The sequence below is a fragment of the Pseudomonas sp. 9AZ genome (assembly GCF_902506525.1).
GTDB classification, from domain to species: Bacteria; Pseudomonadota; Gammaproteobacteria; order Pseudomonadales; family Pseudomonadaceae; genus Aquipseudomonas; species Aquipseudomonas peli.
In genome coordinates this window covers 2,434,459-2,455,711 of record NZ_LR733840.1, presented here as the reverse complement: position 1 = coordinate 2,455,711, position 21,253 = coordinate 2,434,459, and the positions used below count along the sequence as shown (strand labels likewise).

Here is a 21,253-nt window from a genome sequence, read left to right as displayed (position 1 = left end):
GCTTGTTTAACGGGAATGGTTTTCCGAGCCATATCAACCGTCTGGCTGTTTACAGCTAATGCGTTTACTTCGTATTTCCTTCTCATGCGTTTGCAACGCTCTGTGCCAATGGCGCGTGCTCGCGACAGGCGTCATGTGTAGCCGTTAACGGCGATGCTGGGCGCGCAAATAAACGATGGTCGAGAGCCCCGTAAACCGTTCTCTAAACCATCTGATGCGTATTTTTGTGGGGGATGTGCCGCTGTTTAGGTGTGGGGCCCGGGTTTTGTGTGGTCATCGACAACCTAATAGGGCCCGTGACAAGCCACCAAGGCGATTGAACCGCTTCCTTGCTTGGCCGCCGCGCGCATTGCGCTTAGCGGCATTATGTCGACAGGCAGCGCTGCGAGTTATCCTGTGCGCCCTGGTTTCTGAACTTGTACGCCATGCTGATCATTTCCAATAGCGTTCACCTGCCCGACTATGAGGTCGAGTTGACCGCCATTCGTGCCCAGGGCGCCGGTGGGCAGAACGTCAATAAGGTGTCCAGCGCGATCCATCTGCGTTTCGATATCCAGGCATCCAGCTTGCCACCGTTCCATAAGGAGCGGCTGCTGGCGTTGCGCGACGGGCGCATCACCGCCGAAGGTGTGGTGGTTATCAAAGCCCAGCAGTACCGCACCCAAGAGCAGAACCGCGCCGACGCGCTGGAGCGTCTGGCCGAGCTGATTCGCAGCGCCGCTAAGACTGAGAAAGCTCGCCGTCCGACCAAACCGACCCTGGGTTCGAAAAAGCGCCGCCTGGAAGGCAAGAGTATCCGCGGTACGATCAAGGCCGGGCGTGGCAAGGTCGACTTCTAATAACCTGCTTAAAGTTGGCTGCGTGGTAAGACAGCCGTTTCCAGCTTATTTTCGTGAGTAAAGGCAGTGTTTTCAGGCGTGAATATTTGACTAATATGCATGAATGAAAACGACCCTTGATGAACTGCTGGCCTTTGTTAGCGTGGTAGACGGTGGCTCGATCAGTGCCGCTGCCGAACAACTGACGCAGACGGCTTCCGGTGTCAGCCGTGCGCTGAGTCGGCTGGAAGAAAAGCTCGATGTCACGCTGCTGCGCCGCACTACGCGGCGTCTGGAGCTGACCGAGGAGGGCCAGGCCTTCTTGGTGCAGGCGCGCAAAATACTTGATGCCGTGGAAAGCGCCGAAGAGCAGATGATGGTGCGCCGGCAAAAGCCAGCAGGGCGCTTGCGGGTAAATGCCGCCGCGCCATTCATGCTGCATGCAGTGGTGCCGCTGGTGGCGGGTTTTCGGGCGCAGTACCCGGAGATTCAGCTGGAGCTGCACAGCAGCGACCAGATCATCGATCTGCTGGAGCAGCGCACCGACGTGGCAATACGTATCGGTCCATTACGCGACTCCACCCTGCATGCGCGCCCACTGGGCAGTAATCGCCTGCGTATTCTAGCCAGCCCGGCTTACCTCAAGGCACAGGGCACGCCGAAACGTGTTGAAGATCTGAGCGGGCATAGCTTGCTCGGCTTTACCCAGCCCGACAGCCTTAACCAATGGCCGCTGCGCCATGCGCTGGGCGATGCCTACAGCATTACTCCGAGTCTGAGCGCGTCCAGCGGCGAGACCTTACGCCAGCTGGCCTTGAGCGGTGCTGGAATCGTCTGCCTGGCAGACTTTATGACCGGCGCTGACCGGGCCAGCGGCGCCTTGGTGCAGCTGATGGCTCGCGACACCGTCGAGGTGCGTCAACCGATTCATGCGGTGTATTACCGCAACACCGCGCTGACTTCGCGCATTACCTGCTTTCTCGATTACCTGAGCAGTCAGCTGGCTGAGTGTCCGCTGCCTCACCCGCGTCAGCTGTGAGTGGGGGTTAACTTCAGTACTTTTTGCACGCCTGTCGATTGGCCATTTCGCCGTTCGACCAGCGTACAGAACCTAGCCTTGGGTTTGCGGTCTGCCATTACATACCCGGGAAAAGCCCCAGTGGCAGGCTATCAATCAAGTACGCGAGTTCTAAGGAGAGTGCAGATGAAGATCCATACCTACTTGACCTTCGATGGCCAGTGCGAAGCGGCCTTTAACTATTACGCCGAATGCCTGGGTGGCAGTCTGGAGCTGATGCGCATGGGCGAAAGCCCGGAAGCTGGCAATGTGCCGGAGCAGTTTCATGACCGTGTGATGCACGTTTGCCTGACGGTGGGCGATCAGCTGCTGATGGCGTCTGACACCTTCCCCGGTATGGCGTACGAGGGCATCAAGGGCGCTTCGGTTTCTCTGCAGGTGGAAAACGTACCGGAGGCCGAGCGCCTGTATAAAGCGCTGTCGGCGGGCGGTTCGGTGCAGATGGAGTTGCAGGCGACCTTTTGGGCCACGCGCTTTGCCATGTTCACCGACCGCTTCGGCGTCGGCTGGATGATCAATTGCGATATTGATGCGCAGATGGGCTAGGTAGGCTTGGCTCGGCGCAGCGGATCTATGCAGCTGCGCCGTTGCCGCCTAGCCGACCAGCCCGAGGGCACGGTCCAGTTGCTCCTGCGGGTCGCTGACGGCGGCGAGGAACTCATCCCCCCAGCGGCGGATATCGTTGTAGTTGACGATATCGAACAGCTCACGCAGACGTGCCTGGGCTTCGGCCTTGGGCATGTTCAGCGCCACGTAACAGGTTTGCGTCATATCCATGGGGTCGTGCGGGTTGGTCAGCAGCGCGCCTTTGAGCTCGGCGGCGGCGCCGGCAAATTCCGAGAGCACCAGCACGCCACGCCCATCCAGCAGGCCTTGAGCGGCGACAAATTCCTTGGCCACCAGGTTGAGGCCGTCGCGCAGTGGGGTAATCCACATCACGTCAGCCATGGCGTACCAGGCGCTGACTTCCTCGAAAGGCAGGCTGCGGAAGAAGAACTGCAGCGGCGTCCAGCCGATGCGGGCGAAGCGGCCGTTGATACGGCCCACGGCCTGCTCGATCTGCCCTTGCAGCTCGTCATAAATGGTCATTTCCTTGGCTGCCGGCACGCACACGGTCACCAGGGTGACCTTGCCCAGTAGCTCGGGGTTTTCTTCCAGCAGGCGTTCGTAAGCGTTGAGCTTTTCCAGAATGCCTTTGGTGTAGTCGAGGCGTTCCACCGAGAGAATCAGTTTGACCCCGGCAAGTTCGCTACGCAGACGTTCCATCATTTGCCTGATCTTCGGTGCGGCCAGGGCGCTGCGTACTCGCTCGATATCCAGGCCCACCGGATGGGCACCGAGCTTGACCACGCGGTTGCCGGTGTCCACGGCGGTGGTCATGCGCTCCAGGCCCACGGCGCAGCCATAGGTGATAAAGCGTGGTGCGCAGTTCTGTCGGCTGACGGTTTGCAGTGGCATCACGCCGCGCGCGGCATCGACGAAGTTTTCCACCTGGCGCGGGATATGGAAGCCGATGTAGTCGCATTGCAGCAGGCTGCCGATGATCTGCCGGCGCCAGGGCAGTACGTTGAACACATCCGCCGAGGGGAAATAGGTGTGGTGGAAGAAGGCAATGCGCAGGTCCGGGCGCAGCTCGCGCAGGTAGCCGGGGACCATCCACAGGTTGTAATCGTGCAGCCAGACTGTGGCGCCTTCAGCGGCTTCCAGGGCGGTGCGTTCGGCAAAGGCGCGGTTGACCTTGAGGAACACCTGCCAGTCGTCTTCACGGAACTGCGCACGCTCCCAGAAGGTGTGCAGGGTCGGCCAGAAGGCTTCCTTGGAGAAGCGCTTGTAGAAAATGTCGACTTCTTCCTTGCTCAGCGCCACCCGTGCGGCGGTCAGCTTCGGGTAGCGTTCGGCATCCACCGTGGTGTGGCTGTCGAAGGTTTCGCTGCTGTTTTCGTCATGCTCGGCCCAGGCCACCCAGGAGCCGGCACGACCGTCGCCAAAGAAGCTCAACAGGGTGGGAATAATACCGTTGGGTGAAGTCGGACGGCGGCGCTGCAGCTTGCCATCGGCACCGCGGAATTCTTCGTAAGGCAGACGGTGGTAGACCATCACCAGATCGGCTTTGCCTGGGTCGGCAACTTGCTTGCCTTCGGCGGCGATGCCCTGTTTGCCGAGAAAGCCAAAGTGCACAAAGGCTTCAAGAATGCCGCCGCAACCGGCACGCTCGGCGTGGAATACCCGCGAGTACTGCCGCGTGGCCTGCAACAAGCCCGGCTCGGACGCGCCGACGCAGACCCCCTTGAACTGGCCGCTCAGCATGGAAAGGTCGTTGAGCGTGTCGCCAGCGGTCAGCACCTGGTCGTTGTCCAGTTCCAGCCAGTCGATCAGCGCCTGCAGGCTGCTGCCCTTGTTGACGCCCTTGGGCAGGAAATCCAGGTAGCGTTCGGCCGAGTAGAGCAGGTCGCAGCCCAAGCTTTCAGCAATTGTCAGCAGTTCCGGGTTGGCCGCCTGTTCAGGGTTGCAGAAGTAGGAGCAGCGGCGCACCTGGGGTACGTCCTGGCGCTCCAGTGCAAAGCGCTCAATGGCGCTGGCAACCTGGCTGTCGCCGGGCCAGAGGGCGTCCACCGCGCTTTGCAGCGGTTGAATCGGCTGCAGACTATCGCCATGCACCAGGCTGGCGCCAACGTCGGAGATGATGAAATCCGGTTGCGGCAGGGTCGGGTCTGCCAGCAGTGGCAGCACCGACTCCAGGCTGCGGCCGGTGACATAGGCCAGGCGGATTTCCGGGTGAGCGGCGATGGTTTGGTAAAGGCTTAAGCGATCCTTGGGATCGCCGCCGAGAAAGGTTCCATCGAGATCGGTGGCAAGTAACATGCGCTGTCTTCCTGTCCAGTTAAGTGGGTGCAGTGACGCGCCGACAAAGGCCGACGAGCTATGGACGATTGCGCCACGGGGCGTTCGTCTCTTGGTTTACCCAGGCGTCTGCGGCGCCGGGTTGGGCGGGTCCTCATGTGAGTCAGTTGGGTCTGGGTCGTCTGTGGGCGGTGCATCGGGCATCAGCTCAAGCACCGTGTGGCTGGTGCGCAGCATGGGCATAAAGTGCCCGGCCGGTGCGCTGACCAGGTCGCTGACATGGCGCAGGCGGTACAGCGTGTAAGCCGCCAGCAGGCCGAGGGTGGCGGCGAAATACAGCGGCAGCGCCTGGGCGCCGAGGTGCTGCATCAGCAGGCCGGCGAGCAGCGGGCCGCACACCGAACCGATGCCGTTGACCATCAACAGGCTGCTGGAGCCAGCGAGGATTTCATCGCTGTGCAATTGGTCGATCAGCTGCGCCACGGCAATCGGATAGATGGCAAAGGCCAGGCCGCCCCAGATAAACATCAGCCCGAGCAGCAGGCGACCGGCCGGCAGCAGGCTCATCAACACGGCGACCACTACGGCCAGCGCGACCACCCAGAACAGCACCAGACGGCGGTCGTGTTTATCCGAATAGATACCAATCGGCCATTGCAGCAAGGCGCCGCCGAGAATCGTGCTGCTCATCAGCAAGCCCACGCCGGTGGCGTCGAAGCCGTTCAGGCTGGCGTACACCGGCGCCATGCCCCAGAAAGCGCCGAGGGCCAGGCCGGATAAGCCAGCGGCGGCCAGCGCCAATGGGGCGATACCGGCGATCTGCCGCAGGTTGGTGTGCAGGGTGTCCGGCACGCTGGGTTGGATCTGCCGAGTCAGGGTGATGGGCATCAAGGCCGCGCTGATCAGCATGGCGGCAAGCGCGAACAGCACGAAGTCGCTGGGCGAAGCCAGGTTGAGCAGCTGCTGCGCGGCGGCCAGCGCGCCGAGGTTGACCGCCATATACACGGCAAACACCTGGCCGCGTTTGTCGTTGGGCACCTGCGCGTTAAGCCAGCTCTCGATCACCATATACAGGCTGACCAGCGCCAGGCCGTAGAGTACGCGCAGGCCCAGCCAGACCCACGGGTCGACGATCAGCACATGCAGCAGGGCGGTGATGGCGGCGAGGGCGGCGCAAAAGGCAAACGCACGGATATGCCCAACGCGGCGGACCAGCGGAATCGCCAGCCAGGTGCCAAGGAGAAAACCGACAAAGTACCCGGACATGATCAGGCCGAGCATCGAGGTGGAGTAGCCTTCGGCGACGCCACGCAAGGTCAGTAGGGTGTTGAGCAGACCATTGCCGAGGAGGAGTAAAGCAACCCCACCGAGCAACGAGCTGATAGGGGCAATCAGGGACCACATGGCGAACTACCCTAGGGAACTATGCCGCTGAGTGCAAGCATGAAGGGTGCCAGTGCTTAGTCAGGTAACGAATTAAGTTGTTGTTTTAAAACAGTTAATTTTATAGATAAACGGTATTTTGATTTTTCCAGGCATTGCCTGTGCGTGCGCCGAGGGCGCTGAAGCGCTGTGCTGCACCCATACAGACCGCAGTCATCACTTTACTTTTTCGGCGCGTTTACAAGGCTTCTCGCGAGCTGGTCGAGGGTTGCTGGGTGTTGTCTTCCGCACCCTTGCTGCCCGGTATGCCAAGCAGGGCAATCGGCTCCAGGGCTGAACTGGTCTGATTGATGCGTTCGAGCAGCTGGTTGATGGCTTGGCGATCGCGGCTGTTGCACAGGTGCTGATCGGCGGTTTCCTGCACGCTGCGCACATGCCGCAGCAGATCGGTTTTCTGCGTTGCGCGCAGCGGCTGGTAGAGCAGGTTCTTGAAGGCCTGCAGCAACCCGATCAGCACACTCACATCGGCGCAGCCGTAGTGGCGAATGGGGCCGAATACCCGTTGCAGCAACTCATCCAGCGAGAGTTCGTAATGCAGCAGGCGTGGCGGGCCATCGTCTGCCAGAGTGACATCTAGGTCCGGTAAAGCCAGACGCTTGCTGAACAACACGCTGAGCAGGTCGATGGCAGTAATCGCCGTGCCGGGGTCGTTGATGCCTGGGCTGAGCGCCTTGACGGCGATTTCCGACATCTGCGTGCAGCCAAACAGGTAGTGGGAGTGCGCGTATTCCTCGAGAAAGAAATCGAAGCAGTCGAGTAGCGCGTCGGTAATTGCCGAATCGACCTCGCGGTCAAGCTTGAACAGCGGCCGGCCACTCATCACGAAGAACCCGCGGTGTATCATCACGGTCATGCGCAGGTCGTGCTCGCACAGGATGCTGTTGATCGTGTTGACGTTGAGCTCTTTGAAATAACCGCTGCGTTGCGCGCAGACCTCCTGCCAGTTTTGATCCTCTGGCCAACTGGGCAGGTTGTCGATAGCGGCCAGCTTGGCTTCGCGCGCGGCGAGTTTCGCCAGGGTGGTGTGGTACAGGTTGTTGAGGATGTACTCCACCTGAATCGAGCGGGAAATCGAGTGGATAAAGTGCACAAACAGGCCAAGGCAGGCGATACCCATCGCCAATGCCATCAATACGCCGAGGCTGGGTACCTGGGTGGAGTTGTCCAGTTCAATCGTGGTGATCAGCAGCAGCGAGAAGAGGATGGTGCCGAGGTAGAAACCGAGGGTCTTCTGATGGCTCTTGTCGCTGATCAGGCCAGGCACTACGCGCGGTGACAGTGCGGCGGCGGCATTGTTGAGCACGACCATGACCATGGAGAAGCTGAACACCATCAGCGAGAGGATGCCGCCGACCAACGTGCCGAGAATCAAGCGGGCATTGTCGGCATTGCGCACCAGGCCGACATCAATCTCGCCTTTGAGCGACATCATCCAGGGCTGATATTCGATGCTCATGCTCAGCAGGCACAAAACGAAGAAGCCCAATGCGATGAGCGTTGGGTAGAGGGCCAGGCTGTGCAAGATGCGCTGGTACAGGCGGAAGGCGAAATTCAACAAGCGGGGCACGGGCGTCTCGGTGCGATGGGCGTGCGGCGACTATAGCAAGCTTATCGGCACATGCTGCTACCAGAGCCCCAGCGCTGTGCGGGGCTCAGGTGCGCGTCAGTCGCAGCAGACGCGCGAAATAGCGTTGGCCAGCTGATCCAGGCGCTCGGCGTCGAGCCCGGCCATATTGGCCCGGCCTGAGCCGACCATATACACGCTGAACTCATCACGCAGGCGTTGCACCTGGGTTGGGCTCAGGCCGGTGTAGGAGAACATCCCGCGCTGCACCGTGATATGCGCAAAACGCTCACTCAGGTCATACGGCTGCAGGGCTTCGACCAGGCCGGCGCGCAGGCTGGCGACGCGCTGGCGCATGGCGTCCAGCTCGCTGACCCAGAGACTGTGCAGTTCACCGTCAGCCAGAATACTGGCGACCACTGCCGCGCCATGAGCGGGCGGGGTGGACCAGAGGTTGCGGGCGATAAACGCCAGCTGGCTGCGTACATCCAGCAGTTTTTCTGCGTTCTCCGCGCAGACGATCAGCGCGCCGGTGCGTTCGCGGTACAGGCCGAAATTTTTCGAGCAGGAACTGGTGATCAGTAACTCCGACAACTCGGCGGCAAACAGGCGCACGGCAAAGGCATCTTGCTCCAGGCCATCACCAAACCCCTGGTAGGCAAAGTCGATCAGCGGCAGCAGTTCGCGGGCTTTCACCACTTCCAGCACGCGCTTCCAGTCGCGCGGAGTGAGGTCGAAGCCAGTAGGGTTGTGGCAGCAGGCGTGCAGCAGCACCACATCGCCTTTGGGCACGTGGGTGAGGGCGGCGATCATCGCCTCGACATTCAGCTGATTGTCCGCGCCGACATAGGGGTAATGGCCGACGCGTAAGCCGGCGGCAGCAAAGATGCTCTCGTGGATCGGCCAGGTTGGGTCGCTGAGCCAGATGCCACGGCCCGGCAGACAGTGGGCGATAAAGTCCGCACATAGACGCAGTGCGCCGGTGCCGCCTGGAGTCTGGGTAGCACCGGCACGCTCGTGCAGCAGTGGGTTGTCGGCGCCCAATACCAGCTGGCTGAGCAGGCTGCCAAACAGTGGGTCGCCATGGCCGCCGATATAGCTCTTGGTCGTTTCGCTTTCCACCAGCCGCTGTTCGGCGAGCTTTACCGCGCGTGGAATCGGCGTCAGGCCCTGAGCGTCCTTGTACACGCCCACGCCGAGGTCGAGCTTGGCCGGGTTGCGGTCAGCGCGGTAGGCGTCCATCAGGCCGAGAATTGGGTCGCCAGGCACTCGCACAATGCTGTGGAAATGGCTCACTTGCGGCCCTCGGCGCTGGCGGCCAGAACATCGGTGCGTGCGGCCATGATGAAGTCGTTCCGGTGCAGGCCGCGCATCTCATGGCTCCACCAGGTCACGGTGACCTTACCCCATTCAGTGAGCAGCGCCGGGTGGTGGCCGACTTCCTCGGCGATGGCGCCGACTTCGTTGGTAAAGGCCAGGGCGTGGCGGAAATTCTTGAACAGGTAGACCCGTTCCAGCTCCATATGATCGTCACGCACTTCGATATTCCAGTCCGGGATCTCGCGGATCAGTTCGGCCAGCTCGTCATCGCTGACTTTCGGCGCATCGGCGTGGCAGGCTTCGCATTGGGCTTGGGCAAGGGACATGGGTATTCTCCAAGGGTCAAAAGTGAGCCGTAGGATGGGTGTCGGGCCATCCTACAAAGGTTATGCCGCTTTCGGCGGAAACTTCGGCGCATGCAAGCCCAGGCGCATGGCTTGCTGCACCATGGCCATGATGTCTTCATGGGCCAGTTCGAACAGACGCTTAAGTTCGGGCAGCACGAAATACAGCGGCTGCAGGATGTCGATACGGTAAGGCGTGCGCATCGCCTCAATCGGGTCGAAAGCCAAACGTTGCGGTGCATCGGACAGGCAGTAGAGGGTTTCTTTCGGCGAGGAGAGAATGCCGCCACCGTAGATGCGCTGCCCCTGGCTGGTATCGAGCAAACCGAACTCGATGGTCAGCCAATACAGCCGCGCCAGGTACACACGCTCTTCCTTGCTGGCGGCCAGGCCGAGCTTGCCGTAGGTGTGGGTGAATTCGGCAAACCAGGGGTTGGTCAGCAGCGGGCAGTGGCCGAAGATCTCGTGGAAGATATCCGGCTCCTGCAGGTAATCCAGCTCTTCAGGCGTGCGGATAAAGGTCGCCACCGGGAATTGCTTGCTGGCCAGCAGCTCGAAGAAGGTCTGAAACGGAATCAGCGCCGGCACCCGCGCCACGCGCCAGCCAGTTGTTGCTTGCAGCACTTGGTTGATCTCGCCTAGCTGCGGAATACGCTCATGGGGCAGGCCGAGCTGCTCGATGCCATCCAAGTACTCTTGGCAGGCACGCCCTTCAATTACCTTGAGCTGACGGGTGATCAGAGTGTTCCACACCTGATGCTCGGCCTCCGGGTAATGGATAAAGCCGCTGTCATCCGGTTCACGCGCCAGGTATTGCGTGCTCTTCATCACTGCCTCCTGCTGGGGCTTTGTTGTTGTATTGGACTCAGGAATACGCCAGCTCGTGCGGTAATGCAGCCCTGGGTTGGGTCTGTTAAGGGAGAAAAGGGCAGTTATTGCGTAAAGAATTGGTTACGTGAGCGTCGGTGCAGCGAACTATCGTCTTGCTGATGCGTTAATCTGTCACATATTCTTGACGGATAATCCGCCGGCAACGTCGATTGTTCGTCGTTTACGGTCATAACAAGACCCATAAGAGCCCTGCCATGCGTATCAAAGTCCACTGCCAGAACCGAATTGGCATCCTGCGCGACATCCTCAACCTGCTGGTCGAATACGGCATCAACGTCGCCCGCGGCGAAGTTGGTGGCGAGCAGGGCAACGCCATCTACTTGCACTGCCCGAACCTGATCAACCTGCAGTTCCAATCGCTGCGACCTAAGTTCGAGGCGATTTCCGGGGTGTTCGGCGTTAAGCGTGTGGGTCTGATGCCCAGCGAACGTCGTCATCTGGAGTTGAATGCCTTGCTCGGTGCGCTGGATTTCCCGGTGTTGTCGATCGATATGGGCGGGTCAATCGTCGCGGCCAACCGCAGCGCTGCGCAGTTGCTCGGGGTGCGGGTGGATGAAGTGCCGGGTATTCCGTTGTCGCGCTACGCCGAGGATTTCGACCTGCCGGAGTTGGTACGCGCCAATAAGTCGCGGATCAATGGCCTGCGGGTGAAAGTGAAGGGCGATGTGTTTCTCGCCGATATCGCACCGCTGCAAACCGAGCATGAAGAGAGTGATGCCATGGCCGGCGCGGTGTTGACCCTGCACCGCGCGGATCGAGTGGGCGAGCGCATCTACAACGTGCGCAAGCAGGAACTGCGTGGCTTCGATTCGATCTTTCAGAGTTCCAAGGTAATGGCCGCTGTAGTGCGCGAAGCGCGGCGGATGGCACCGCTAGATGCGCCGTTGCTTATCGAGGGCGAAACCGGCACCGGCAAAGAGCTGCTGGCTCGCGCCTGCCACCTGGCCAGCCCGCGTGGGCAGTCGCCGTTTATGGCACTGAATTGCGCCGGCCTGCCGGAATCCATGGCCGAAACCGAGCTGTTCGGCTACGGCCCCGGGGCCTTCGAAGGCGCGCGGCCGGAAGGCAAACTCGGCCTGCTCGAGCTGACCGCCGGCGGTACGCTGTTTCTCGATGGCGTCGGCGAAATGAGCCCGCGCCTGCAGGCCAAGCTGCTGCGTTTTCTGCAAGACGGCTGCTTCCGCCGGGTCGGCAGTGATGAAGAGGTTTACCTGGATGTGCGGGTGATCTGCGCCACTCAGGTCGACCTGTCCGAGCTATGCGCCAAGGGTGAGTTCCGCCAGGATCTGTATCACCGTCTAAACGTGCTTAGCCTGCATATCCCGCCACTGCGCGAATGCCTGGATGGCCTGCCGCCGCTGGTGGAGCACTTTCTTGACCAGGCCAGCCGACAGATCGGTTGCCCGCTGCCCAAACTCGCACCGCAAGTGCTGGACAAACTCAGCCATTACCATTGGCCGGGCAACGTGCGCCAACTGGAGAACGTGCTGTTTCAAGCCGTTTCACTGTGTGACGGCGGGGTGGTCAAGGGCGAGCATATCCGCTTGCCGGACTACGGCGCGCCGCAGCCGCTGGGCGAGTTCTCGGTGGAAGGCGGCCTGGACGAGATTCTCGGGCGCTTTGAGAAAGCCGTGCTTGAGCGTCTGTTCCATGACCATCCCAGCAGCCGTCAGTTAGGTAAGCGTCTTGGCGTGTCACACACCACGATTGCCAACAAGCTGCGTCAGCATGGGTTGGGGAAGGAGTAGGGGGCCTTTAGCCGTAAGGGCTATTCGCAGTTACGAACCCTCTATTGGGTCAGCCCATCGCGGAAAATTTAGCGCTAGAGTGTGCTGATCAGCCTATGACCTGATGGACCCGCCGCAAGGATTGCCATGCCGAATATAAACCGCAGTGATGCCCAGCAACGTGCCGATGACATTGGCGTTTTCAACCGTGAATTGGCACGCCTTGAGGCAGAGCAGGTGTTGAACCTGAGTGATAGCCAGCGTGCCAATTTGCACGGCTTTCAGCAGCAATTACTCAACAGCTACCTAGCGGCCTTCGATATCGATCACGATATTCAGGCTCGGCAGCTCTCGCTGGGCATGCGCATCGCCTCGTTTCTCGGCGCGCTGGCGTTGGCGGCCAGTGTGTTTTTCCTGTTCTACCAGTTCTGGGGGCTGTTCGGTACTCAGAGCCAGGTGGCGATTCTGCTGACCGCGAGCATCGCTTCGTTTGGTCTGACACTGTGGGTGCAACGCCTCGATAGCTCGGGCTATTTCAGCAAGCTGGCGGCGTTGGTGGCGTTTACCTGCTTTGTGCTGAACATCGTCATGCTTGGGCAGATCTTCAATATCACTCCCTCGAACAACGCCTTGCTGCCTTGGGCGCTCTACGCGTTGCTGCTGGCTTATGCCTGTGGTGCGCGCCTGCTGCTGGCGGCAGGGCTCAGCTGTTTGCTGGCCTTTGTTGCAGCGCGGATTGGCAGTTGGGACGGCATCTACTGGCTGGGTTTTGCCCAGCGGCCGGAGAATTTCATCCTGCCGGCGCTGCTGATCTTCGCGGTGCCGCTGCTGATTAATCAGCGCCGTTTTGATGGCTTTGCCGTGATTTACCGGATATTTGGCCTGCTTGGGGTATTTGTCCCGGTACTGGTGCTGGCGCATTGGGGGGCGGGCAGTTACTTCGACTATCCGCCCGAGTACATCGAGAATGCCTACCATATCGGCGGCTTTATCCTCGCGGCGTTGGTGATCTGGTTGGGTGTGCGCCTTGGCTGGGCGGATGTGGTGAACACCGGGCTGAGTTTCTTCGTGATTTTCCTCTACACCAAGCTGTTCGACTGGTGGTGGGAGAGCATGCCCAAATATCTGTTCTTCCTGGTGCTGGGTTTGAGTGCGGTGCTGATTCTGCTGGTGCTGCGGCGCTTGCGTAGTCGCCACGGTTTGCTGGGAGGTGGGCAATGAGCGGCGTGCGTGCGCGTTATCTGATTGCCGGGCTGCTGCTGATCGGGCTGGTTAACGCCATTGTCCTGGCGGGCGTGGCCTGGAATCGCCAGGAGCCTGAGGACAGCCGCCTACAACTGTCCGAGCGCGAGCTGGCCGCGACCTACGCCTATTGGCGCAAGGACAACAGCAGCCTGGCGCTGCACCTGGATTACCGCTGGCCCAGCCAAGCTGATGATGACCACTACTACCTGTCGATCAGCGCCGAAAAGATGGCCGAACTGGGCTTCCAGGTGCCCGCTGAGCTGAACGAGCAGAGCGTGCGACGTTACCGTCGTCAGCTGGACCGTGATGCGCTGCTGGTGTTGGAGCTCGATGGTCCGGCCTATCAGCGTGAAGTGGCGCTTCAGGTTGCCGCTCATGCCGAGGCCCTGCGCTTGCAGAAGTCTGTGCCGGACAGCAAAGAGCTGCGCGAGGCGGCTCAGCATGCTGCTAATGCGCTGGATTATGAGCGGCGGCGCGCCACTCGCTTGCTGGTGGTCGATGTTGGAATGGATCAGCAGGCATTGCGCGCGCGTTACCCGGATCGTACGCGCTACGCCATTGTGCGCAGCATCATCGAGGTGCAGGCCAGCAGCGTGGCGACTGACTGGGATGGCGAGGGCGATGATCCGCGCCCGAATAACCAGCGTTGGACCTGGCAGCTCGGCGGTTCGGCCGAAACCCCAGGGGTGCAGAGCCTCAATCTGCCGCATCGCTGGCATGCAACGTTCGACAGCCTGCCCCAGCAAGCTGAGCAGCAAGGCGTCGACTACTCGGGTTATCAGAAGCTGTTTAGTGCCGAAGTCGCCTTCGGTCGTCGCCTGGAGCCCTGGTTTGTTGCGTTGAGTGCCAGGCAGGCGAGTACGCCGCAGCCTACGACCAAGGTGCAATAGTGCAGCGCAGCGTGCTGGGCGAAAGTGGCGGCGTTCCAATCCTGCGTGGTTTGGATGCAAGCGTTTCTCCATTCCTCTCCCTGGAATGATTTGGGTAGGCGGTCAGATGACCGCCTTTTTTTATGTTCAGCACATCCATGTGCTTCTCCCCCGACGGGGCTTGCGCGCAAAAACGCTCCTGGCGTTTTTGTGGCGTGCCATCCCTGGCCGCGACCCTGCGGGCCGTCGCTCCGCGACGTTAAAAATTGCTCTCGGTATTTTTTGCCTGAAAAAAAACGTCTGCAACCATGGTCGTAGAGCGTTAAGACCATGGTCGAATGGCTCAAAGGTGGGGTCCTGGCTACAAAATGGCCCATAGAACAACAACTACCCACCGAGGTGTTTCTGATGAGTGCTGCGTCCTTGTATCCCGTGCGCCCTGAGGTGGCGGCCCAGTCGCTTACTGATGAGGCCACCTATAAAGCCATGTACCAGCAGTCGGTGATCAATCCTGACGGTTTCTGGCGTGAACAGGCTCAGCGCCTGGACTGGATCAAGCCGTTCACCAAGGTCAAGCAGACCTCTTTCGACGATCACCACGTCGATATCAAGTGGTTTGCCGATGGCACCCTCAACGTGTCCTACAACTGCCTGGACCGTCACCTGGAAGAACGTGGCGATCAGGTGGCGATTATCTGGGAAGGTGATGACCCATCCGAGCATGAGGAAATCACCTACCGCCAGCTGCACGAGCAGGTGTGCAAGTTCGCCAACGCCCTGCGTGGCCAGGATGTGCACCGCGGCGATGTGGTGACCATCTATATGCCGATGATTCCGCAGGCAGTGGTGGCGATGCTGGCCTGTACCCGTATCGGTGCGATCCACTCGGTGGTGTTCGGCGGTTTCTCCCCGGAAGCACTGGCCGGCCGCATCATCGACTGCCAATCCAAGGTGGTAATCACCGCCGATGAAGGCCTGCGCGGCGGTAAGAAAACCCCGCTGAAAGCCAATGTCGACGACGCGCTGACCAACCCGGAAACCGCGAGCATCCAGAAGGTTATCGTGTGCAAGCGCACCGGTAGCCCGATCAAGTGGAACCAGCACCGCGACATCTGGTACGAAGACCTGATGGCCGTGGCGTCCAGCCATTGCGCGCCGAAGGAAATGGGCGCCGAGGAAGCGCTGTTTATCCTCTACACCTCCGGCTCCACTGGTAAGCCGAAAGGCGTGCAGCACACCACAGGCGGCTACCTGGTGTATGCGGCGCTGACCCATGAGCGGGTGTTCGACTACAAACCAGGCGACGTCTACTGGTGTACCGCCGACGTGGGTTGGGTCACCGGCCACAGCTATATCGTCTACGGCCCGCTGGCCAATGGCGCGACTACGCTGCTGTTCGAAGGCATCCCGAATTATCCGGATATTACCCGGGTGTCGAAGATCATCGACAAGCATAAGGTCAATATCCTCTACACCGCACCGACAGCGATCCGCGCGATGATGGCCCAGGGCGATGCGGCGGTTGCCGGTGCCGATGGCTCCAGCCTGCGCCTGCTCGGCTCGGTCGGCGAGCCGATCAACCCGGAAGCCTGGAACTGGTATTACAAGACTGTCGGTAAAGAGCGTTGCCCGATTGTTGATACCTGGTGGCAGACCGAAACTGGCGGCATCCTGATCAGCCCGCTGCCGGGTGCTACTGCACTCAAGCCGGGTTCGGCGACCCGTCCGTTCTTCGGCGTGCAGCCGGCGCTGGTGGATAACCTCGGCAATCTGATCGAGGGCGCTGCCGAAGGCAACCTGGTGATCATTGATTCCTGGCCGGGCCAGGCGCGTACGCTGTATGGCGACCACGACCGCTTCGTCGACACCTACTTCAAAACCTTCAAGGGCATGTACTTCACTGGTGACGGTGCGCGCCGTGACGAAGACGGTTACTACTGGATTACCGGTCGCGTCGATGATGTGCTCAACGTATCCGGCCACCGCATGGGTACCGCCGAAATCGAAAGCGCCATGGTGGCTCACCCGAAAGTCGCTGAGGCCGCCGTGGTTGGCGTGCCGCATGACATTAAAGGGCAGGGCATCTATGTCTACGTCACCTTGAATGGTGGCGAGCAGCCGTCCGAACAATTGCGCCAGGAGTTGAAAAACTGGGTGCGCAAGGAAATCGGCCCGATTGCCTCACCGGACGTGATTCAGTGGGCCCCTGGCCTGCCGAAAACCCGCTCGGGCAAGATCATGCGCCGTATCCTGCGCAAGATCGCAACCGCCGAATACGATGCACTCGGCGATATCTCCACGCTGGCCGATCCTGGCGTGGTGCAGCACCTTATCGACACTCACCGCGAGATGCAGGCTGCCTGACTTCGGTTGAAGCGCCTGTAAACAACGCCCTGTTTCGGCCACAAGCCGGCCAGGGCGTTGTGCTTTGTGCGGCATTATCGATTTTCATCTGGGTATTTCGTTGTCACTCGGGCGTAACAACGCGCACTTTTATGGGGTGAGCGGGAACGTTTTGCGCCAAGATGGCGCGTCGTTCGCTGCGGCTGTAGAAATAAAAACTGCCACCAGGCCAGGTAAATAAAGGCCTTGTTAAAACTGGGCGCGTTAATTGCTTTAATCAATGGTTAACTGTCTTTTCTGTCTCTGCATAAATTTCAGGGGCTGTCAATATCCTCGCTATACCCGTCCTGGCCTTTTGTAATTACTTGTCGCATTGAAGAAATATCGACTTCCGAGCTGTCGCTAGAATGCCGCTCACCCGGCTGGGGCCGTCCGGCGTCTGCACAGCGCGCAGCTTGGCGGTGACTCACTACAATTCATGCAAGGCTGGATGCATATCCGAACAATCTCTGCCAACCGATGCCATTCCCATTCGAAGGAGTCACACAATGAAGAAGATTGCACTTCTCGGCGCACTGGCGCTGTCCATGCTGTCGCCGTTGACCATGGCTGAAGACGCCAAGCCTCTGCGTATCGGCATCGAAGCGGCTTACCCGCCGTTCGCCTTCAAAACTGCTGATGGTGCCATCAGCGGTTTCGACTACGACATCGGCATCGCTCTGTGCGAAGAGATGAAAGTGGAATGCAAATGGATCGAGCAGGAATTCGACGGCCTGATCCCAGCCCTGAAAGTACGCAAGTTTGACGCCGTACTCTCCTCGATGAGCATCACCGAAGATCGCCTGAAATCGGTTGATTTCAGCGGCAAGTACTACCAGACCCCAGGCAAGTTGGCGATGAAGGCCGGCACCGTGATCAACGACCCGTTGGTGGATCTGAAAGGCAAAAAAGTCGGCGTACAGCGCGCCTCCACCTACGACCGTTACGCCACCGATATCTTCGCACCTGCCGGTGTCGAAATCGTGCGTTACAGCTCGCAGAACGAAGCCTTCCTCGACCTGACCTCCGGTCGTTTGGACGCCACCTTTGCTGACGTCGTCAACATCGACGATGGCTTTATCAAGACTGACGCCGGTAAAGGCTTCGCCCTGGTAGGCCCAGACTTCGCCGACGAGAAATACATCGGCATGGGCGCTGGTATTGCCGTGCGCAAAGGCGACAAGGCCCTGGCTGACAAAATCAGCGCTGCCATCCTGGCCATCCGTGCCAACGGCAAGTACAAGGAAGTGCAGGACAAGTACTTCGACTTCAACGTCTACGGCGACTGATTTTCCTGACCGCGTCGTCTTCACTCAAAGTGGCGCAAGCCCGCAGCCTGTAGGCCTGCGTCACTTTCTTGTTGTGCTTCCTGGCGCCGCCTGGCGCTTGCATGAGGTAACCAGAGCATGCTCAACGGCTACGGCTCGACAATTCTCGACGGTGCATGGCTCACCCTGATTCTGGCGCTGACTTCGATGGCCGTGGCCATTGTCTTGGGGCTGCTGGGCGCGGCGTTTCGCCTGTCGCCGATCAAGTGGCTGGCGCTGCTGGGCGAAACCTACGCCACGGTGATCCGCGGGATTCCCGATCTGGTGCTGATCCTGCTGATCTTCTATGGCGGTCAGGACATGGTTAACCGTTTGGCGCCGATGCTCGGCTACGACGATTACATCGATATCAACCCCTTTATTGCTGGCGTGTTCACCATGGGTTTTATCTTTGGTGCTTACCTGTCGGAGACCTTCCGCGGCGCCTTTATGGCCATCCCCAAAGGGCAGGCTGAAGCAGGCGCAGCATATGGCATGAATGGCATGCAGGTGTTCTTCCGCATCCTGGTGCCGCAGATGATTCGCTTCGCCATTCCTGGGTTCACCAACAACTGGCTGGTGTTGACCAAGGCTACCGCGCTGATTTCCGTGGTGGGTCTGCAGGACATGATGTTCAAGGCGAAAAGTGCCGCCGATGCCACCCGCGAGCCCTTCACCTTCTACTTGGCCGTAGCAGCCCTGTACCTGGTGCTGACCAGCGTGTCGCTGCTGGCTTTGCGTTACCTGGAAAAACGTTACTCGGTCGGCATTAAAGCCGCTGATCTGTAAGCGGGGAGCGCAGCGATGATTTTTGACTACACCGTAATCTGGGAAAACCTGCCGCTGTACATCAGCGGAGTGGGCGTCACCCTGAAAATTCTGCTGATTTCCCTGGCCTGCGGCTTGGCTCTGGCCATTCCCTTGGGCTTGATGCGCGTCTCCAAGTCGCCTCTGATCAACTTTCCAGCTTGGCTGTATACCTACGTGATTCGCGGTACACCGATGCTGGTGCAGCTGTTTCTCATCTATTACGGCCTGGCGCAGTTCGAGGCCGTCCGTGAGAGCGTGTTGTGGCCGTACTTCTCCAGCGCCACCTTCTGCGCCTGCCTGGCGTTTGCCATCAACACCAGTGCCTACAGTGCGGAGATTCTCGCCGGCAGCCTGAAAGCCACGCCGCATGGCGAGATTGAAGCCGCCAAGGCTATGGGTATGTCGCGCTTCAAACTGTACCGCCGCATCCTGCTGCCGTCGGCCCTGCGTCGCGCACTGCCGCAGTACAGCAACGAAGTGATCATGATGCTGCACACCACGTCGCTGGCCTCGATCGTTACCCTGATCGACATCACCGGCGCTGCACGTACCGTCAGCTCGCAGTATTACCTGCCGTTCGAGGCGTTTATCACTGCCGGTCTGTTCTACCTGTGCCTGACCTTTATCCTCGTACGCCTGTTCAAGCTGGCCGAACGCCGCTGGCTGGCTTACCTGGCCCCGCGTAAGGCCTGAGGAAGAGAGCATGCAGCGTATCGATCATCCACTGCCCTGGGGCTGCCCCGGCACCGAACGCCACGTGAGCGTATTCCGTTTCGGTCAGGGTCCGTGCAAGGCCTACATTCAGGCCTCGCTGCATGCTGACGAACTGCCTGGGATGCGCGTGGCGGTGGAACTCAAGCGCCGCTTGCGTCAGCTGGAAGCCCAGGGGCGGCTGACTGGGGTGATCGAGCTGGTGCCGGTGGCCAACCCGATTGGTTTGGGGCAAATGTTCCAGGCGACCCATCAAGGCCGTTTTGAAATGGCCAGCGGGAAGAACTTCAACCGCGACTTTTTTGGCTTGGCTGCTGCTATCGCGCCAGCGCTGGAAGGCTGCCTAGGCAGTGATGGCCCGAGCAATGTGCGGCTGATTCGCGCCGCCATGCAAGCTGCGTTGGAAGCTTTGCCACCCGCCGGATCAGAACTGCAAGGCATGCAGCGATTGTTGCTAAAACATGCCTGCGATGCCGATGTGGTGCTTGATCTGCATTGTGATTTTGATGCCGCAGTGCACCTGTACCTGCTGCCACAACAGTGGCCGCAACTGCGCTCGCTGGCTGCACGTCTGCAGGCCGGGGCGGCGCTGACCGTCGAGGATTCCGGCGGCAGTTCTTTCGATGAAGCCTGCGCTTTGCCTTGGGTTCACTTAGCCCGGCATTTCCCCCAGGCCGCTGTACCGCTGGCCTGTCTGGCAGTAACCGTTGAGCTGGGCGGCATGGCCGATACTGGCAAACCAGAAGCCGAAGCCAGCGCCGAAAGCATTTTGGCATTCCTTGCCGAGCAGGGCCTGATTGCCGGTGACTGGCCGCCCGCACCTGCTGAAAGCTGCGATGCCACGCCATTTGATGGTGCGCAATACGCCTATGCCCCACATGCTGGGGTGGTGAGTTTTCTGCAACCGGTGGGTGCGTGGGTTAAGGCCGGCGATCCATTGTTTGAAGTGATCGATCCGCTGGACGATCGCCACACAACTGTCTGTGCCGTTACAGATGGTGTGCTCTATGCGCGCGAGCGGTTGCGTTTTGCTCAGCCCGGTTTGTGGCTGGCTAAAGTGGCCGGTCGTACCCCTATTCGCCAGGGTCGCTTGCTCAGCGACTGATTCAAGAGAGTGGAAACCATGTACAAACTTGAAGTTCAGGATCTGCACAAGCGCTACGGCAGCCATGAAGTATTGAAGGGCGTGTCACTGGCGGCCAAGGCCGGCGATGTGATCAGCATCATCGGCTCCAGCGGCTCGGGCAAGAGTACCTTCCTGCGTTGCATCAACCTGCTGGAACAGCCCCACGGCGGCAAGATTCTGCTCAACAACGAAGAGCTGAAACTGGTGGCCAACAAGGACGGTGGCCTGAAAGCTGCCGATCCCAAGCAGCTGCAGCGCATGCGCTCGCGCCTGTCCATGGTGTTTCAGCACTTCAATCTGTGGTCGCATATGAGCGCCCTGGAAAACGTCATGGAAGCGCCGGTGCACGTACTCGGCATGAGCAAGAAGGAAGCCCTGGAAAAGGCCGAGCACTACCTGAACAAAGTTGGCGTTGCTCATCGTAAAGATGCCTACCCGGCGCACATGAGCGGCGGCGAGCAGCAGCGTGTAGCGATTGCCCGCGCCCTGGCCATGGAACCTGAGGTGATGCTGTTTGATGAGCCGACCTCGGCGCTGGACCCAGAACTGGTAGGTGAAGTGCTGAAAGTCATGCAGGATCTGGCGCAGGAAGGCCGCACCATGGTCGTGGTGACCCACGAAATGGGCTTTGCCCGTGAAGTCTCCAACCAGTTGGTGTTCCTCCACAAAGGTGTGGTGGAAGAGCGCGGCTGCCCGAGAGAAGTGTTGGCCAATCCGCAATCCGAGCGCTTGCAGCAGTTCCTCTCTGGCAGTCTCAAATAACCCGCGGCAACATCT

General features: G+C 60.0%; 18 protein-coding genes. 12 read left to right on the top strand and 6 right to left on the bottom strand.

Features of this window, described 5'->3' with window-relative positions:
* Positions 1–425 precede the first annotated feature (425 nt).
* The 3 genes from arfB to ALTER154_RS11350 all read left to right on the top strand — a co-directional run bounded on the left by arfB (position 426) and on the right by ALTER154_RS11350 (position 2,442).
* Positions 426–839, top strand: coding sequence for an alternative ribosome rescue aminoacyl-tRNA hydrolase ArfB (gene arfB, locus ALTER154_RS11360; RefSeq protein WP_160087108.1), 414 nt, complete (start codon positions 426–428; stop codon positions 837–839).
* A 103-nt stretch (positions 840–942) separates the two neighbouring features.
* Positions 943–1,857: a LysR family transcriptional regulator gene (locus ALTER154_RS11355; RefSeq protein ID WP_160087106.1), complete on the top strand. Its 915-nt coding sequence runs from the start codon at positions 943–945 to the stop codon at positions 1,855–1,857.
* A gap of 165 nt (positions 1,858–2,022) precedes the next feature.
* Positions 2,023–2,442: a VOC family protein gene (locus tag ALTER154_RS11350; protein WP_160087104.1), complete on the top strand. Its 420-nt coding sequence runs from the start codon at positions 2,023–2,025 to the stop codon at positions 2,440–2,442.
* A 48-nt stretch (positions 2,443–2,490) separates the two neighbouring features.
* Here ALTER154_RS11350 and ggpS read toward each other — a convergent pair whose 3' ends face one another.
* From ggpS to phhA, 6 genes are all read right to left on the bottom strand, one after another.
* Complete coding sequence (gene ggpS / locus ALTER154_RS11345; RefSeq protein WP_160087102.1) at positions 2,491–4,758, bottom strand: glucosylglycerol-phosphate synthase; 2,268 nt, start codon at positions 4,756–4,758, stop codon at positions 2,491–2,493.
* A 96-nt stretch (positions 4,759–4,854) separates the two neighbouring features.
* Positions 4,855–6,141, bottom strand: coding sequence for an MFS transporter (locus ALTER154_RS11340; RefSeq protein ID WP_160087100.1), 1,287 nt, complete (start codon positions 6,139–6,141; stop codon positions 4,855–4,857).
* A 217-nt stretch (positions 6,142–6,358) separates the two neighbouring features.
* Positions 6,359–7,747, bottom strand: a complete 1,389-nt coding sequence (locus ALTER154_RS11335; protein WP_160087098.1) for a DUF2254 domain-containing protein — start codon at positions 7,745–7,747, stop codon at positions 6,359–6,361.
* 96 nt (positions 7,748–7,843) lie between these two features.
* Positions 7,844–9,040, bottom strand: coding sequence for an amino acid aminotransferase (locus ALTER154_RS11330; protein ID WP_160087096.1), 1,197 nt, complete (start codon positions 9,038–9,040; stop codon positions 7,844–7,846).
* Positions 9,037–9,390 carry a 4a-hydroxytetrahydrobiopterin dehydratase gene (locus tag ALTER154_RS11325; RefSeq protein ID WP_160087094.1) on the bottom strand — a complete coding sequence of 118 codons (354 nt, stop codon included), beginning with the start codon at positions 9,388–9,390 and terminating at the stop codon, positions 9,037–9,039. Before ALTER154_RS11325 ends, ALTER154_RS11330 begins: the two co-directional genes overlap by 4 nt.
* A gap of 60 nt (positions 9,391–9,450) precedes the next feature.
* Positions 9,451–10,236, bottom strand: coding sequence for a phenylalanine 4-monooxygenase (phhA, locus tag ALTER154_RS11320; protein WP_160087092.1), 786 nt, complete (start codon positions 10,234–10,236; stop codon positions 9,451–9,453).
* 257 nt (positions 10,237–10,493) lie between these two features.
* Here phhA and ALTER154_RS11315 point away from each other — a divergent pair, with 257 nt between their 5' ends.
* From ALTER154_RS11315 to ALTER154_RS11275, 9 genes are all read left to right on the top strand, one after another.
* Positions 10,494–12,047 carry a sigma-54-dependent transcriptional regulator gene (locus ALTER154_RS11315; protein ID WP_160087090.1) on the top strand — a complete coding sequence of 518 codons (1,554 nt, stop codon included), beginning with the start codon at positions 10,494–10,496 and terminating at the stop codon, positions 12,045–12,047.
* A 126-nt stretch (positions 12,048–12,173) separates the two neighbouring features.
* The gene (locus ALTER154_RS11310) at positions 12,174–13,247 is read left to right on the top strand and encodes a DUF2157 domain-containing protein (protein WP_160087088.1); all 1,074 of its coding nucleotides are present in this window, start codon (positions 12,174–12,176) and stop codon (positions 13,245–13,247) included.
* Positions 13,244–14,161: a DUF4824 family protein gene (locus tag ALTER154_RS11305; protein ID WP_160087086.1), complete on the top strand. Its 918-nt coding sequence runs from the start codon at positions 13,244–13,246 to the stop codon at positions 14,159–14,161. Before ALTER154_RS11310 ends, ALTER154_RS11305 begins: the two co-directional genes overlap by 4 nt.
* Positions 14,162–14,548: 387 nt before the next feature.
* A complete protein-coding gene (gene acs / locus ALTER154_RS11300; protein WP_090253530.1) occupies positions 14,549–16,504 on the top strand; it encodes an acetate--CoA ligase in 1,956 nt (651 codons plus the stop codon).
* A gap of 527 nt (positions 16,505–17,031) precedes the next feature.
* Positions 17,032–17,811 (top strand): ABC transporter substrate-binding protein, encoded by a 780-nt coding sequence (locus tag ALTER154_RS11295; RefSeq protein ID WP_090253532.1) that lies wholly within the window; start codon positions 17,032–17,034, stop codon positions 17,809–17,811.
* A gap of 117 nt (positions 17,812–17,928) precedes the next feature.
* Positions 17,929–18,618, top strand: a complete 690-nt coding sequence (locus ALTER154_RS11290) for an ABC transporter permease (protein ID WP_090253534.1) — start codon at positions 17,929–17,931, stop codon at positions 18,616–18,618.
* Positions 18,619–18,633: 15 nt separating this feature from the next.
* A complete protein-coding gene (locus tag ALTER154_RS11285) occupies positions 18,634–19,332 on the top strand; it encodes an ABC transporter permease (protein ID WP_160087084.1) in 699 nt (232 codons plus the stop codon).
* Between the two features lie 10 nt (positions 19,333–19,342).
* Complete coding sequence (locus ALTER154_RS11280; RefSeq protein ID WP_160087082.1) at positions 19,343–20,455, top strand: succinylglutamate desuccinylase/aspartoacylase family protein; 1,113 nt, start codon at positions 19,343–19,345, stop codon at positions 20,453–20,455.
* 18 nt (positions 20,456–20,473) lie between these two features.
* Complete coding sequence (locus tag ALTER154_RS11275; RefSeq protein WP_160087080.1) at positions 20,474–21,238, top strand: ABC transporter ATP-binding protein; 765 nt, start codon at positions 20,474–20,476, stop codon at positions 21,236–21,238.
* Positions 21,239–21,253: the final 15 nt, after the last annotated feature.